We start from the raw sequence: 15,678 nt of genomic DNA, 5'->3' as shown, positions 1-15,678 counted from the left end.
CCCGTTGACGACCGCCTTCCGAACTAGTCGGTGGCGATCGCGTTCAGTACGTTCATCCGCCCCGCCCGGAACGCCGGGACCAGCGCGGCGAACAGGCCCACCAGGGCCGAGCCGGCGAACACCCCGAGGATCGTCGGCCACGGGATCTCCAGCACCTTCAGACCCTCCAGGGCCAGCAGCCGCTGCGCCGTCGCACCCCAGCCCATGCCCAGGCCCAGCCCGAGCAGCGCGCCGAACAGGGCGATGACCACCGACTCCAGGCGGATCATGCGGCGCAGTTGCCGCCGGGAGAGACCGATGGCACGCATCAGGCCGATCTCCCGGGTCCGCTCGACCACCGAGAGCGCCAGGGTGTTCACGACACCCAGCACCGCGACGATGATCGCGAGGGCGAGCAGCCCGTAGACGATGTTCAGCAGTTGACCGACCTGGTCGCGCAGGGCCTGCTTGTAGTCGGCCTGGTTGAGCACCTTGTACTGCGGGTACTGCGCCAGCGCGGCCTTGACCCCGTCGTAGGCGGCGTCCGCCTGGCCGGACTTGGCCGTGGCCAGCAGCATGAAGGGGCGCGGCAGCCTGTCGGCCGGGAGGTTCGCCTCGGCGACGGCGGTGCTGGTGTACTTCATGCCCTTGTCGAGGTTGCCCTCGTCGCTGGTGATCGCCGCGATCCTCAGCTTGGTGGTCTTGCCGCCGTTGAAGGCGACCGTCAGCTCGTCGCCGAGCTTCAGGTGGTGCTCGGTGGCGTAGAGCGAGCCGACCGACATCGCGTTCGGCCCGTACGCGGCCGCGTGCTCGCCGGCCGTCATCGTGCGCCGGATGTCCTTGGCGTACGTGGGGTCCTGCGCGCCCAGGTCGTCGTCGGTGGTGGACCCGTCGGGAGCGGTGATCTTCACCGGGATCTCGCGGTAGGCGGTGACGTGGTCCAGCTTCGCGGCGGCCCGCAGCGCCTGTTCGGCCTGCGGCACGACCGGCTGGCCGGAGGGGGCGTTGACGATGTAGTCCGCGCCGACCGACTTGTCGAGCTCGGCGGTCGCGGAGGCCACCATCGAGGAACCGACCACCGACAGGCAGGCGACCAGCGCCAGACCGATCATCAGGGCGGCGGCGGTGGCGCCGGTGCGGCGCGGGTTGCGCAGCGCGTTGCGCTCCGCGAGCCGGCCGACGGAACCGAAGGGCCGCAGCACCGGCGCGGCCAGCACCCGTACGACGATCCCGGCGAGGAGCGGGCCGACCACGATGAACCCGATGAGGGTCAGCACGACACCGAGCCCCAGCCACAGCGAGCCCTGCGTGGCCTTGTCGGCGGCCGAGGCGAGGTAGAGCGCGGCGCCGCCGAGGCCGGTCAGCACCAGCCCGAACGCGGCCCGGACCCGGCCGGCCCGCTTGTCGCCGGGAGTGCCGGCCTCGCGCAGCGCCGCCATCGGCGAGACCTTCCCGGCTCGGCGACCGGGGATGTAGGCGGAGACGACGGTGACGAGGATGCCGAGGAACAGGCCGACGGCGGGCGTGGTCCAGGCGACCGTCAGGTCGTCGGTGGACAACTCCATGCCCATCCGGCCCATGAGCTTCATCAGGCCGACGGCCAGTCCCACCCCGGCGCCGACGCCGAGGAGCGAGCCGACGACGCCGAGCAGGAACGCCTCGACGAGGACGGATCGGTTGATCTGCTTGCGGTCGGCGCCGATGGCGCGCATCAGGCCGATCTCGCGGGTGCGCTGGGCGACCAGCATCGAGAAGGTGTTGAAGATCAGGAAGATGCCGACGAGGAAGGCGATCAGGGCGAAGCCGAGCATCGCGTACTTCATCACGTCGAGGAACGAGCCGACGCTCTTGCGGTTGGCGTCCGCCGCTTCCTTGGCGGTCTGCAGCTTGTACGTGTCCGCGCCGACGGCCTTGGCGATGTTCTGCTTGAGCTGCTCGTCGCCGACCCCGTCCTTGGCGGTGACGTTGATGTGCGTGAAGCTGCCGGGGGCGCCGAGCAGCAGCTGCTGGGCGGTGGCGGTGTCGAGGTAGACGACGGTCGCGCCCGGGTTGGTGACGGTGAAGGACGCGATGCCGACGATCTTGGCCCGGTTGTCGCCGGTGACGGCGATCGTGCGGATGTCGTCCCCGAGCGCGAGGTGGTGCTTCTTCGCGGTGTCGGCGTCGATCATGACCTCGGTCGGGCCGCGCGGGGCGTGACCGGAGGTGATCTTCATGGACTTGAGTTCGTTCTCGGTCCAACTGCCCGCGAGGGTCGGCGCGCCGCCGTCGGAACCGAGGTTCTCGTTGCGGGCGTCGACGACGGTCACGGCCGCCGAGATCACCCCGCCCTCGGCGGCCTTGACGCCCTCGATCTTCGAGACCCGCTCGACGACCGCGCCGGCGAGCACCTCGGGCTTGCCGCGGTCGCCGGACGCGGTGTCCGCGTCGACCTCCTTCGGGCTCACCGTCACGTCGGAGCTGGTGACCGCGAACAGCTTGTCGAAGGTGGTGTTCATGGTGTCGGTGAACACCAGCGTGCCGCAGACGAAGGCAACGGAGAGCAGTACGGCGACGGCGGAGAGGACCATCCGGCCCTTGTGCGCGACGAAGTTGCGCCGCGCGGTCTTCATGACGGTCACGAGGTCCGCCCGCGTGCGTCGAAGTCCTTCATCCGGTCCAGCACCTGGTCGGCGGTCGGGTTGGCCATCTCGTCGACGATCCGGCCGTCGGCGAGGAAGATCACGCGGTCCGCGTAGGAGGCCGCGACCGGGTCGTGGGTGACCATCACGATGGTCTGGCCCAGCTCGTCCACCGACTGCCGCAGGAAGCCGAGGACTTCGGCGCCGGCGCGGGAGTCCAGATTGCCGGTCGGCTCGTCACCGAAGATGATCTGCGGCCGGGAGGCGAGGGCGCGGGCGACCGCCACGCGCTGCTGCTGGCCGCCGGACAGCTCGGTCGGCCGGTGCTTGAGCCGGCCCGCGAGGCCCACGGTCTCCACCACCCGGGCCAGCCACTGGGCGTCGGGCTTGCGGCCGGCGATGTCCATGGGGAGCGTGATGTTCTCCAGGGCGTTCAGCGTCGGCAGCAGGTTGAACGCCTGGAAGATGAAACCGATCTTGTCGCGGCGCAGCCGGGTGAGCTTCTTGTCCTTCAGGCCGGTGATCTCGATGTCGTCCAGGTGGATGTGGCCGCTGGTCACGGTGTCCAGACCGGCCAGGCAGTGCATCAGGGTGGACTTGCCGGAGCCGGAGGGGCCCATGATCGCGGTGAACCGGCCCCGGTGGATGTCCACGTCGACCCGGTCGAGGGCGACGACCCGGGTCTCGCCCGAGCCGTACGCCTTGACGACTTCGCGCGCCCGGGCCGCGACGGCGGAATGCCCCCCAGTGGCCCCCTGCCTGGTTTCGGTCATGGCCGTTGTCACGGTGTTTCCCCTCGTCGGTGCGGCGCGGATCGCCGGTTGAAGTCTGTTGAGCGGGGGCGCGTGGCGCACTGGTGCCCGTGGCCCTGTCCGTACGGGGGTTACCCCCACCCCCGGCCGGCCCCGCTCATATGAACCAGTTAAGGACCCGCCGGCCTCCGCCACCTCCTCCGCCGGGACGAAAGACCCCTCGCTCTTTGTGGGGAGGGGACCCCTAGGGGATGTCTGCCTGTGGGACGGCGGGGCTCGGGGATACCACCGGCCGGTCCCCGGTGAGAGGGTGTTCCCCGCAGACGCGTGGCAGGGTGGAGGGACTTCGGTGGCCATGGGGGAGCAGGCGGGGAGCCGCCCCGGGGAGGGTGCGCGGAACCGGAGCAGGAGAAACGTTTCAGCCAAAGCTTGCGAGCACGGGGCGGCCGGGGCCGCCGGGGCCGCCTTCGCGCCCGGGGCGGCGGCGAAGGAGGCGGAGGCCGGCGCGACCCCGCCCGGGCGGCCGAAGACCGTCGTCGTCGCCGCACTGATGCTGACCATGGGCCTCGTCGCCCTCGACGGCGCCATCGTCTCCACCGCCGTCCCCCAGATCGTCGGCGACCTCGGCGGCTTCTCCGTCTTCTCCTGGATCTTCGCGGGTTACGTGCTCGCCGGCACGGTCACCCTGCCCGTGTACGGGAAGCTCTCCGACACCTACGGCCGCCGGCCCGTCCTCCTCGTCGGCATCAGCCTGTTCCTCCTCGGCTCGCTGCTGTGCGCCGCCGCCTGGAACATGGCCGCCCTCATCGCCTTCCGCATCCTCCAGGGCCTGGGCGGCGGAGCCCTCCAGGGCACGGTCCAAACCCTCGCCGCCGACCTCTACCCCCTCAAGGACCGCCCCCGCATCCAGTCCCGGATGACCGTCGTCTGGGCGACCTCCGCCGTCGGCGGCCCGGCGGTGGGCGGCGTCCTCGCCACCTACGCGGACTGGCGCTGGATCTTCCTGATCAACCTGCCGCTCGCCCTCGCCGCCCTGGTCATCATCGTCCGCCACCTCACCGAACCGGCCCGGCCGGCCGGGCACCGGGGGCGCATCGACTGGGCGGGCGCCCTCGGCGTATTCGCCTGCGCCGGGGTCCTGCTCTTCGCCGTCGTCCAGGGCGGCGTCACCTGGCCCTGGCTCTCCGCGCCCTCCCTCGGGCTCCTGGCCGCCGGCGCCCTCCTCGCCGCCCTGGTCGTCCGGGTGGAACGACGGGCCGAGGAACCGATCCTCCCCGGCTGGGTGTGGCGCCGGCGCACGATAGCCGCCGTCAACCTCGCCATGGTCGCCCTCGGCCTCCTGATAGCCGCCCCCCAGGTGTTCATGCCGACCTACGCCCAGGCCGTGCTCGGCCTCGGCGCCGTCAACGCCGGGCTCGTCGCCTCCGCCATGACGCTGACCTGGCCGATCAGCGCCTCCCTCGCGCAGCACGTGTACCGGCGCATCGGCTTCCGCGACACCGCCGCCGTAGGGGTCGGGGTGGCCGCCGTGGTGCTGTTCTCCTTCACCCTGCTCCCCTACCCGGCCCGGCCCTGGCAGGCCGCGGTGGTCATGCTGTTGCTCGGCGCCGCCCTGGGGCTGTTCCAACTCCCGCTGATCGCCGGGGTCCAGTCCACGGTGGTCTGGGCGGAGCGGGGCACCACGACGGCCTCCGTCCTGTTCTCCCGGCAGGTCGGCCAGAGCGTGGGGGCGGCCCTCATGGGGGCCGTCGCCAACGCCACCATCGCCGCCCGGTTGACGCCGGCCCCCGTACCCGGGCTACCGGACCACCTGGACGGTGTGTCGAAGGCGCTGGCCCGGCCGGAACTCCTGCCCCGGGCCGCCGCCGACCACCTGCGATCCGCCGTGGACGCGGCCGTGCACCACATCTTCCTCGGTGCGGCCGTCGCCGCCGTGGCCGCGTTGTTGATCCTGCTGACGGTGGCCCCGCGCAGGTTCCCCGTCCTGCCGGGCCAGGAGTAGCCCTTCCCCGGCGCGGTCCGGGCCGCGGTCCGGGCGCGGTCCCGGCCCGGTCCCGGCGCGGTCCCGGCGCGGTCCCGGCGTCCGCCGCAGGGCCGGGAGTAGCCCCCGCGAGTTGTCATGCTCCGGGCCGGCCGGGTATTCCTTCGTGGGGCGACCCACCGCCCCGCGACACCACACGGGGGACCCATGACGTCCGCACTCCTCGCCCTGGCCTTACTCGCCGCCCTGGCCGGCCCGACCGCCCTGCGGCTCTACCACCACCCCGGCTTCATCACCGGCCGCGACGGCCGGCTCTCCACCTCCACCACCCTCGCCCTCGCCTGGACCGTGATCCTGGTCTGGCTGCTGCTCACCTGCCTCGCCTACGGGCTGACGGCGGGCGGCGGAATCAGCTGGCTCCAAGGCGAACACGGCCCGCTGTCCACCCTGGCTTCGGTCTACCTGCCGCTGCTGGGCGGCCCCTACGTGGCGCTGATCGGGGCGAAGACGGTCGTCGGCATCCGGGTCGGCAACGGCAGCCTCGCCAAACCGGCCCCCAAACCCACGACCACGGGCCGCCGGCCGCTACGGGAACTGATCGCGAACGACAGCGGCCGCACGGACCTGGTCGACCTCCAGTACGTGGCGCTGAGCGCGGTCACGATGCTCTACGTCATCCTCTTCTTCCTCGCCGACGTCGGCGGCGGCCTCCCCCACCTGCCCGCGGAGATCTGGGCCCTGACCGGGGCCCCGGCGGGGGCGTACCTGGTGAACAAGGTGGCCACCCGCGCGAACCCGGTGATCACGCACGTCGCCTTCGCGGACGGCGTCCTCACCATCGAGGGCGGTGGCTTCGACGACGCCCGCGTGACGGTGGCCGACACCGTCGTCCCCGCCGTCCGCGACCCCTTGTCCGGCACGCTCACCGTCTCCGTCCCCAGCCCTCCCGCCACCCCGTTCCCGGTGGTGGTCACCTCGCACGGCCTGCGCAGCGACCCGTACCTCGTCACCACCCCGCCGCCCGCCCCGACGAACCCGACCCCCACCCCCACCCCCGCATCAGCCCCGGCCCCGGCTCCGGCGCCCGCGCCGGTGGCGGACGCCGCCGGGCAGCGGTGACGGGCCGCGGGCAAGCACTCGGGCAAGCACCGCCGATCGGCGATCGGATCCCCGTCCGCGGGGCAGGTGTTCAGCAGGTCCGGCGCGACGGCTCCCCGACGAGGGGAACGTCCGTGACCACCCACCGCCTTGGAGGCATGTGATGACCCCCCGTCCCCCCGTCCCTTCCGTCCGCCACCACACCGTCGAGGTGGACGGCGTCACCGTCGCGTACCGCGAAAGCGGACCCGCCGACGCCCCCGTCCTCCTGCTCCTGCACGGCTTCCCCACCTCCTCCCACCAGTTCACCCGCCTGATGGACGCCCTCGGCGACACCCCGTACCGCCTCATCGCCCCCGACTACCCCGGCTCCGGCCGGACCGAGACCCCGCAAGGCTTCACGTACACCTTCGACCGGCTCGCGGACATCGTGGAGGGCTTCACCGACGCCCTCGCACTGGACCGGTTCGCGCTCTACGCCTTCGACTTCGGCGCCCCCGTCGGCCTGCGGATCGCGGTGCGCCGACCGGAACGCATCACCGCGCTCATCGTCCAGAACGGCAACGCCTACGAGGAGGGACTGTCCGACGCCGCCCGCGAGTTGACCGGCCTGCGCCGCGAGGTCCCCGGCACCGAGGAGCAGGTCCGGTCCCTGTTCACCCCCGAGGCCGTCCGGTCCCAGTACGAGACCGGCGTCGCCGACCCGAGCCTGCTCTCCCCCGACGGCTGGACCCTGGACCTGCACTACCTCGGCCTGCCCGGCCGCGCCGACGCCCAGACCGACCTCGCCTTCGACTACGCCGCCAACCTCGGCCACTACCCCACCTGGCAGGCGTGGCTGCGCTCGGCGGGCATTCCGGTGCTGGTGCTGTGGGGCGTGGGAGACCCCTTCTTCACCCCGGCGGGCGCCAAGGCGTACCTCCGCGACGCCCCAGACGCCGAACTCCACCTCTTCGACGGAGCGGGCCACTTCGCCCTGGAAACCCACCTCGCGGACATCGCCCCGCTGATCCACCGCTTCCTGACATCCGGCCGGGGCGGCCCCGGGGGAGTGTGAGGCGCGGGGCGGAGCCCGACGGCGCCGGGCGCGCTCCGCGCCACGGCGTCACGGCGCCATAGAAGGAAGTGCCACAGACCGAGCGCCGCGGACGAGCCCCGCGGGCGCTCGCTCAGCCCTCCGCCGGCGCCCGCCCCGTCAAAGCCGCAAGACTCGACCGCACATGGTTCATGTGCGCCCGCATCTCCTCCTGCGCCTCCGCGTGCTCCCGCAGCACCCGCTCCGTCTCCCGCCCCACCCGCTCCTCCCGGATCCGCGCCGCCGCGAGCAGCTCCGCGGCCCGCGCCTCCGCGTCCTCCTGACCGTGCCGCGCCGCCTCCTCCGCCTCCGCGAAGCCCCGCCGCGCCTCCGAAAGCCGCGCCTCGGCGTGCCGCTCCAGCTCCGACAGCCGCGCCTCCTGGTCCGCCTCCCGCGCGGCGATCTCCCGCTCCGCCGACTCCCGGCGCTCCCGCTGATCCTGCTCCCGCTCCGCCACCAGCACGTCCGCCCGCCGGCGCGTCTCCACCAGCGCCGCGTGCGCCTCCGCCCGCCACCGCGCCGCGTCGTCCCGGGCCTCCGCCCGCGCCTCGTCCGCCTCGCGCTGTGCCCGCTCCAGCCCCTGCCGCGCCCGCACCTCGGTCTGCTCCACCACCGCGTGCGCGTCCTGCCGCGCCAGCTCCGCGACCCGGTCCGCGTACGCGTCCGCCGCGCCCAGCGTCGCCGACGCGTCCCCGCGCGCCTCCCCCCGTACGGCCTCCGCCTCCTCCTGCGCCAACGCCAGGATGCGCCGCGCGCGCTCGCTCAGCTCGTCGTAGGTCTGCGGCGCCAGCGCCGCCACCGCCTCCCGCAGCCGGTCCGCCTCCGACTCCATCCGCTTCGCGAGGACCGTCAACCGCGCCACCCGCTCCCACGCCTCGTCCCGGCTGCCCGACAGCCGTGCGAGGTACCGGTCGACCTGATCCGTCCGGTAGCCGCGACCGCGCGCGGTCGCCAATCCTTGAGGTCCCTGAGGTGACATCGGTGCACTCATCCTGGAAGCGCCTCTCTCGCGGGGATTCCCGTCAAGGATGCGTCATTTGCCACCAGAAGCCGGAATGGCCGGGCCGAAACCCCTTTGCAGGGGCTCCGGCCCGGCCATTGCTCCGACGGGTGCGATCAGAGCAGCCCGTCCCACATCTGCTCCAGCAACACCGACCACCAGCTCTCCGGCGAAGCCAGCGCCGCACTGTCCAGCCCGGCCAGATTCGCCTGGAAATCGACGGTCCACCGACCGGCCTGCTGCGGCGTCAAGTGCTGCCGCAGCCGCCACATCTGACCCAGCATCGCCAGCGAGCGCACGAACTGCGGCAGACTCGAATTCACGAACTGCGGCGGCACCGGCGCCCCGCCCGGCCCACCCTCCACCGGGACCGCCACGATGTGCGCCGTCCCGTACTGCACGCACAGCGCCTTGCCGAAGTCACTGCCGACCACCAGGTACGAACCCGCGTCCGACGCCGGCTGCACCTGCCGCTGCGCCGCCAGCTCGGCCAGCGTCGGCAACGGCTGACCCGGCACGGCCTGCGCCCAGAAGAACGGCCCGAAGTCCACCGGCAGACCCGACCACATCAGCGTCTGCGCCACGATCTCCGGCACACCCTGACGGGACACCGCCCGCTGCTCGAAACGGAACACGCCCTGCGGCCCGAACGCCCCCGCCAGCTCCTGCGCGATCGCGTCCAGCGGGATCGCCGGCTGCAGCGGAACCTGCGGCAGCGGCGCCCGCACCGGCGCGGGGCGCGCCGGACCGTCCGCCACCTGGTGCAGTTCGCTCTGGTGGGTGATCAGGTGCCGCATGCCCTGCTGCCGGCTCGCGTGCTCCGTCCCGTACGGCGCCACGCTCGTGATCCGCACCTGCGGCCACGTCTCCCGGATCATCCGCGCGCAGTAGCCACCGGGCAGCTCACAGGACGCCAGCTCCGTGTGCAGCTCCAGCACCTGCTGCGGAGGCACGTTCATCGCGCGCAGCTCGTACAGGATCTGCCACTCGGGGTGCGGCGTGCCCGGCGCGGAACGACGGATCAGCTGCTGCTCGGAGCCGTCGGGCGCGCGGTAGCGCAAGACGGCCTGGTAGCCGGGACCCACCGTGGGGACACCGGGCTGGGCGACGGGAGCGGGACCGTGCTGCGGCGCGCCGGGCGGGGGGCCGGGAGGGCCGGGAGGCTGCGGCGCGCCGGGGTGGGCGAGCATCGTCGCGGCGTGGTGCGCGCCGCCCGCGGGCCCGCCGGGGCCCGCCGGAACACCGGGCGGGGCAGGCGGAGCCGGCGGCCCCACCACAGCAGGACCCGCCAACATCGTCGCAGCGTGATCAAGCCCACCACCCGGCCCACCACCGGCACCCGGAACCCCAGGCGGACCCGGAGGCACGCCCGGACCCGCCGGCACACCAGGAGCAGGCGGCGGCCCGGGCGGAGCCGGCGGCCCCACCACAGCAGGACCCGCCAACATCGTCGCGGCATGATCAAGCCCACCACCCGGCCCACCACCGGCACCCGGAACCCCAGGCGCACCCGGCACCCCAGGCGGACCCGGAGGCACACCGGGACCCGCCGGCACACCAGGAGCAGGCGGCGGCCCGGGCGGAGCCGGCGGCCCCACCACAGCAGGACCGGCCAACATCGTCGCAGCGTGATCAAGCCCACCACCCGGCGCACCAGAAGCCCCCGGCAGCGCGGGCGGCGCGGGAGGCGCGGACGGCACGTCGGCCGGCGCACCGGCCGCTGCCCTGGAAACCCCCGGCCGTGACACCTGCGCCTTGCTCGTCGGCGCGTCGGCGATGTCCCCGGCACCCTGCCCCAAGGCCGGCGCTATGGCCGTCCTCGGCAACTGGCTACCGCCCGACATCAACGTCGTCTTCGCCTCCGGAGCCACCCCCGAAGGCGCCCCCGCCCGCTCCTCCAGGTCCGATCCCGACAGCGGCGGCGCGAACACCGTCGCCGGCAACGGCACCGACGGCTCGTCCGCGCCGGAGTTCACATCCGTCCCCGCCCACGGCGTCGTCCCCGCCGGCACCCCGTCATTGGCGGTCGGCTCGTACGGCACCTCGCCGCCGCGCCGGAGCGGCACCACGTCGGAAACGGCGCCGGCCGGCCCCGAGGACACAGGCGCGGCAGGCACGGCAGGCGCAACAGGCGCGGCGGCAGCCCCGGAACCGGCAGCGGCGTCTACCCCACCGGAAACCGGAGACCCACCGGACGCACCAGACCCACCCGAAACACCGGACGCGCCACCCACCGAGGAATCGGCACCCGCCGGAGGGATGCCCGCCCGATCCGCCGCCTCCTGCAACCACTCCGGCGGGCTCAACATGAACGACGTCTGCTCCGAGTCGATCCGCGGCGACGGCACCGAAGCCTCCACCACCGGCGTCGACCCCGCCCCGTACTCCTCCTCGTACCGCCGGATCACCTCACCCACCGGCAACCCGGGCCACAACGTCACCTCACCACTGTCCCGCGCGATGACCAGCCGCTGCCGGCCACCACCGGACACCGGACCACCCGCCCGGTCCTCCGACCACACCACGAACCCGAGCCCGAACTCCCGCACCCGCACCTCACGGTGCTGGTACGCGGGCACGTCCCCGTTGATCCACTCCTCGGCGCGCTCCTGCGCCTGCGCAAACGTCACCACCGCGCCGTCACCCCTCCACCGGAGCGGCACCCGCGACGGGAACCGAGCGTGCGAATCCGCCGTCCACCATCAGACCGGCCACCGTCTCCAACTCCGGCGGGTTGCCCGCCAACCGCTCCAGAAAGGCATCGAAATCAGCACCGCACGGCAACAACAGCCGCTCCACGCGCTCCTGCACGGACCAACCGTCCCGGTCCCGCGCGTCGTCGTACGGAGAGAACCACACGGAGCCGATCCCCTCACCCTTCACCTTCACCGCCAGCAACCCGCCCTGGACGAAAGCCACACACAGATAGTCCTTCGTCAGGTGGTCCCGCAGACACTTGTTGACGTACACCAGGTCATTGACCGCAGCCTCCTCACGCACCGTGAAGAACGGCTGGTCCACCAACAGACCCAACTCCACATCCAGCCCCGCACCCACCGGCGCACAACCCCCGGCCGCCTTCAGGAACGAGCGGTACGCCTCCGGCAACCGGTACCCGAGGTCCTCCTCCACACCCTGCACCTGCCGCTCCGACACCGAAACCACCGACTTCGGCAGCTCCAGGTGCACCGGCCGCACCTCCTGCAAGGGCCGCGTACCGCGCTTCTCGTGGTCCACCGGCGCCGTCGCCAACCCGGCGTGGTGCCGCAACAACGCCTTCACCTCGACCGGAACCAACTCCAACCGGCGCGACCCGGCCACGTGGTGCCAGGTCCACCCGTGCGGAGTCGCCACCGCACCCACCGTGTCCCACAACTCATGACCCACCGCGCGCATCGCCGCGTTCGCGGACACGTAGTCCGTCAGCCGCAGCTCGTCCACACCGAAACCCTCCGGCGGCTCCGCGATCTCCACCGCCGCCCGCGCATAAGGAGAGAAATCCGGATGCCCCTCACCGCCCATCCGGACCCCGTGAGGATGCCGGGCAGCCCGGACCGGGTCCGGAAAATGCACGACCTGCCCCGAATAAGCGGCGTTGGGTGGCGGGGCCTGCTGCCCGAGCCGACCTGTCGTCATGGCGGTAGCCCCCTGCTGGATCTGGCTGGTTCACCACAGCCTATGTGCTCCCGCAAGAGCGACATCCGCCCACCGGCCCCGCACCCACACCACGGCCCGCAACATCCGAATTGATACGAAAATTCGACCCCGCTTCCACACCACACGGGACATTTGACAGGCTGTCCCCTCAGCACGGGGGCGTGCGCGACAGCGGCCACCACCGCCGCCACGGGAGGGAAGAGCGACATGCAGCACACGGCAACACGCACGGACCACGCCGAACCGGCACCCACCGGCACCACCGGCGACCCCCGCCTGCGCTGGAGCACCACCGACGGCGCCCACACCGCCCCGGTCCTGCGCTTCCGCCGCGACGGCATCCTCCCCACCATCGCCGCCGCCCTCTCCGTACGCGGCGAAACCCTCACCGGCACCGCCGGCAAAGCCGACCAACCCCCCGCCCTGCACCCCCTCGTCCAGGACTACCTCGACACCCTCACCAGCAACCAACGCGAACGCTTCACCGGCCGATGTCCCGAAGCGATACTCCTCTCCCGCCACATCACCGCCACCGAAGCCGCCCGCAGCAGACGCGCCGCCCGCAAACCCCTCAGCGCGAGCGAAGCCCGCCGCTCCCTGAAACACGCCAAGATCACCGCCCGCCACATCCGCGAGGACGGCGACCCCCTCCACGGCAGCTACGCGCCCCCCTGCCGCTCCTGCCAAGCCCTGCTCGCCCACTTCGGCGTACGCCCCGTCGACCTCTCCCACACCGAGTAGCCGCCATGACCACCTCCGCGTCCTACGACCGCTCCTCAGCCACCCGCTTCCCCACCCCCATCGACACCGCCCTGCGCACCGCCGGATGGGAACCCGGACGCTGGGACATCAAACAAGCCGAATACTGGGCCGACGCCCTCCGCGACCACACCACCCCGGCCGGACACCGCCACACCGTCTTCCCGGCCGCCGTCGAGGCATGGGCCGAATTCGGCGGCCTCACCCTCACCGCACCCGGCCCGGGCCGCCAGATAGCGCCCACCCCCATCCACCTGGACCCCCTCACCGGGCTCCACCTCGCCCGCACCTTCGCCGACCTCGGCCGCGCCCTCTCCACCGAGCTCAGCCCCCTCGGCGCCGAACCCGACACCGGCTCCCACCTCGCCATCGACCGCGAAGGCCGCGTCTACGCCATCGACCACACCGGCGACTGGTACCTCGGCGCCACCCTCGACGAGGCCCTCACCCTCCTCCTCACCGGCCTCCAACCCACCCGCCTCACGACGGGCTAGACCGCACCCACCCCGCGCGCACACGGCAACACGGCCGACACCCGGAAACCACCCGAATCGGTCGACCCCGCCACGAACACACCACCCAACCCCAGCACCCGCTCCCGCATCCCCACCAAGCCGTTCCCCCCGCTCGGCAGACCCGCCCCACCCGCGTCACCGTCACACGGCCCGTTCTCCACCTGCATCGCCACCTCACCCTCCCGATGAGCCAGCCGCACCACGACCTCCGCACCCGGCGCGTGCTTGTGGCAATTGGTCAACGCCTCCTGCACCACCCGGTACGCCGTCTGCTCCACCTCCGCCGCACACCCCGGCCACTCCCCCCGCACCGACAGCTCCACCACCATCCCCGCCGCCCGGGACTGCCCCACCAGCGCCTCCAACTCCGCCAACGACGGCCCCTCCTCCACGGCCGGCACCGACACCGACACCGACGGCACCCGCTCCACCGACCTCGGCGCCTCCGCCCGCAACACCCCCAACATCTCCCGCAACTCCGTCAACGCCTGCCGACCCATGTCCCCCACCAACGCCGCGTTCCGCGCCGCCTTCACCGGGTCCTTCACCGCCACCGCCTGCAACGCCGCCGCGTGCACCACCATCAACGACACCCGGTGCGCCACCACGTCGTGCATCTCCCGCGCGATCCGCGTCCGCTCCTCCGTACGCGCCCACTCCGCCCGCTCCTCGGCCCGCTCCGCCAAAAGCGAGAGCTCCCGCTCCAGCGAATCCGCCCGTTCGTGCAGGCTCTCCATCAGCCGGCGCCGGGCACCGACGTACATGCCGAGCAGCACCGGCGGCACGGTCAGCGCCACCGCCACGAACACCGACAGCGAGATCACCAGGGTCGGCGTCACGCCCGCGTCGCCGTCGGTCCGCAGGTACATCACCACCAGCGTCGCGACGAGCGACATCGACGTCAGGGTCGCCGTGACCCGCCGCGGCACCTCGCACGCGGCCAGCGTGTAGAGCCCGACCACCCCCAGCAGGAACCCCATCACCGCCGGCGTCACCGCGATCGCCACCAGCACCACGGCCACCGGCCACCGGCGCCGCAGCACGAGCGTGGCCCCCACCACGAACCCGAACAGCACCCCGAGCACCACCGGCACCCCGGCCTCGCGGGCGAAACCCACTCCCTCCCACGCACACTCCAGGGCGGACACCGCCCCGATCCCCACGTCCCACACGACGTCCCGCCGCCGCTCCCACCACAAAGGCGGCCCAGCGCGGCCTTGCTCTTCCCCCGTACTGGTCATGCCGTCCAGCGTACGCAGCACCCCCACCACGCCCCGCCGGGATTTTCCGGTAAACCGCCGGTAATCGCACGTACGACTGAACGTCCCGCCTCGCAAGACCTGAATCCCACATTCCGGACGAACCTGGGTCCATGAGCAAATACGCCGACTTCGAGGGTCTGCGCACCCAGGCCGTGGCCCTCCGTCGCGACGGTTTCAGCCGCCGCGAGATCCGCGACCGCCTGCAAGTCTTCAACGGCGAGATCCTGAACCGCCTGCTGCAAGGGGAGCCCGCCCCAGGGTGGACCCGCCGCCCCAACGCCAAGGACGACCTCCGCGACCGAGCCCGCGAGCTCCGCCTCCAAGGCATGACCTACGACCAGATCCAGGTCGAGCTGGGCTGCTCGAAGAGCTCCATCTCCCTCTGGGTCCGCGACCTCCCCAAGGTGGATCACCGCACGCCCCAGGAGCAGGGCCGCGATGCCGCCCTGAAGCGCTGGGCCTTCGAGGGGCCACGCCGGGAGGCCGCGCGCAACGCCTCGATCGACGCCGCGCGAGCAGCGGTCGGCAGCCTGAGCGACCGTGAGCTCTTCCTGACCGGAGTGGCCCTCTATTGGGCCGAGGGCAGCAAGAGCAAGCCGTACCGGCGGGACGAGACCGTGGCGTTCATCAACAGCGACCCCGGGGTCATCCGCGTCTACCTGGCTTGGTTGGGGCTCCTTGGCATCACTCCTGAGCGGCTGCGCTTCCGCGTGATGATCCACGAGACGGCAGACGTGGCCGGCGCGGAGCAGTACTGGGCGGACTTCGTCGGAGTGCGGCGGTCACAGTTCCAGCGGACCACGCTCAAGAAACACAACCCCAAGACCGTCCGGAAGAACACCGGAACCGACTACCGTGGATGCCTGATCGTCCGTGTCTCCGCGAGCTGCGACTTGTACCGTCGCATCGAGGGCACTTGGTGCGGCATAGTAGGTGCCGTCGACTCGATCAACAGAGGCGAATGTCCGATTTAGTCGGG

The 15,678-nt window shown here is 72.4% G+C and carries 12 protein-coding genes; 6 read left to right on the top strand and 6 right to left on the bottom strand.

Features of this window, described 5'->3' with window-relative positions; genetic code table 11:
- Positions 1 to 23: 23 nt before the first annotated feature.
- Entirely contained in the window at positions 24 to 2,600 is a 2,577-nt protein-coding gene (locus ACFVXJ_RS27080; protein ID WP_389665537.1) for an ABC transporter permease, read from the bottom strand.
- Entirely contained in the window at positions 2,597 to 3,373 is a 777-nt protein-coding gene (locus ACFVXJ_RS27075; RefSeq protein WP_389665535.1) for an ABC transporter ATP-binding protein, read from the bottom strand. The genes ACFVXJ_RS27080 and ACFVXJ_RS27075 overlap by 4 nt, the downstream gene beginning before the upstream one ends.
- Positions 3,374 to 3,707: 334 nt before the next feature.
- Here ACFVXJ_RS27075 and ACFVXJ_RS27070 point away from each other — a divergent pair, with 334 nt between their 5' ends.
- From ACFVXJ_RS27070 to ACFVXJ_RS27060, 3 genes are all read left to right on the top strand, one after another.
- The gene (locus ACFVXJ_RS27070) at positions 3,708 to 5,354 is read left to right on the top strand and encodes an MFS transporter (RefSeq protein ID WP_389665533.1); all 1,647 of its coding nucleotides are present in this window, start codon (positions 3,708 to 3,710) and stop codon (positions 5,352 to 5,354) included.
- Between the two features lie 186 nt (positions 5,355 to 5,540).
- On the top strand, positions 5,541 to 6,452 hold the full coding sequence (locus ACFVXJ_RS27065; RefSeq protein ID WP_389665531.1) for a hypothetical protein: 912 nt from the start codon (positions 5,541 to 5,543) through the stop codon (positions 6,450 to 6,452).
- Positions 6,453 to 6,594: 142 nt separating this feature from the next.
- A complete protein-coding gene (locus ACFVXJ_RS27060; protein WP_389665529.1) occupies positions 6,595 to 7,488 on the top strand; it encodes an alpha/beta fold hydrolase in 894 nt (297 codons plus the stop codon).
- A 112-nt stretch (positions 7,489 to 7,600) separates the two neighbouring features.
- On the opposite strand, the gene ACFVXJ_RS27055 is transcribed toward ACFVXJ_RS27060, so the two are convergent.
- The 3 genes from ACFVXJ_RS27055 to ACFVXJ_RS27045 all read right to left on the bottom strand — a co-directional run bounded on the left by ACFVXJ_RS27055 (position 7,601) and on the right by ACFVXJ_RS27045 (position 12,142).
- Positions 7,601 to 8,461, bottom strand: coding sequence for a cellulose-binding protein (locus tag ACFVXJ_RS27055; RefSeq protein ID WP_389665527.1), 861 nt, complete (start codon positions 8,459 to 8,461; stop codon positions 7,601 to 7,603).
- A 161-nt stretch (positions 8,462 to 8,622) separates the two neighbouring features.
- Complete coding sequence (locus tag ACFVXJ_RS27050) at positions 8,623 to 11,139, bottom strand: SUKH-4 family immunity protein (protein ID WP_389665525.1); 2,517 nt, start codon at positions 11,137 to 11,139, stop codon at positions 8,623 to 8,625.
- Positions 11,140 to 11,146: 7 nt separating this feature from the next.
- Positions 11,147 to 12,142, bottom strand: coding sequence for an SMI1/KNR4 family protein (locus ACFVXJ_RS27045; protein WP_389665523.1), 996 nt, complete (start codon positions 12,140 to 12,142; stop codon positions 11,147 to 11,149).
- Between the two features lie 228 nt (positions 12,143 to 12,370).
- On the opposite strand from ACFVXJ_RS27045, the gene ACFVXJ_RS27040 reads away from it, so the two are divergent.
- Both ACFVXJ_RS27040 and ACFVXJ_RS27035 read left to right on the top strand, forming a co-directional pair.
- Complete coding sequence (locus tag ACFVXJ_RS27040) at positions 12,371 to 12,904, top strand: YwqJ-related putative deaminase (protein ID WP_389665521.1); 534 nt, start codon at positions 12,371 to 12,373, stop codon at positions 12,902 to 12,904.
- A gap of 5 nt (positions 12,905 to 12,909) precedes the next feature.
- Entirely contained in the window at positions 12,910 to 13,416 is a 507-nt protein-coding gene (locus ACFVXJ_RS27035; RefSeq protein ID WP_389665520.1) for an SUKH-3 domain-containing protein, read from the top strand.
- Here the strand turns inward: ACFVXJ_RS27035 and ACFVXJ_RS27030 are convergent.
- Positions 13,413 to 14,678, bottom strand: a complete 1,266-nt coding sequence (locus tag ACFVXJ_RS27030; protein WP_389665518.1) for a sensor histidine kinase — start codon at positions 14,676 to 14,678, stop codon at positions 13,413 to 13,415. The two genes, ACFVXJ_RS27035 and ACFVXJ_RS27030, sit on opposite strands and share 4 nt — an antisense overlap.
- 131 nt (positions 14,679 to 14,809) lie before the next feature.
- Between ACFVXJ_RS27030 and ACFVXJ_RS27025 the strand changes: the two genes are divergently transcribed.
- The gene (locus tag ACFVXJ_RS27025; protein WP_389665517.1) at positions 14,810 to 15,673 is read left to right on the top strand and encodes a hypothetical protein; all 864 of its coding nucleotides are present in this window, start codon (positions 14,810 to 14,812) and stop codon (positions 15,671 to 15,673) included.
- The last annotated feature ends 5 nt before the right edge of the window (positions 15,674 to 15,678 follow it).

The organism is Streptomyces sp. NPDC058279 (genome assembly GCF_042881255.1).
Taxonomy (GTDB): domain Bacteria; phylum Actinomycetota; class Actinomycetes; order Streptomycetales; family Streptomycetaceae; genus Streptomyces.
The sequence above is the reverse complement of the archived record's forward strand: the minus strand, read 5'-3'. Positions and strand labels throughout refer to the sequence as shown.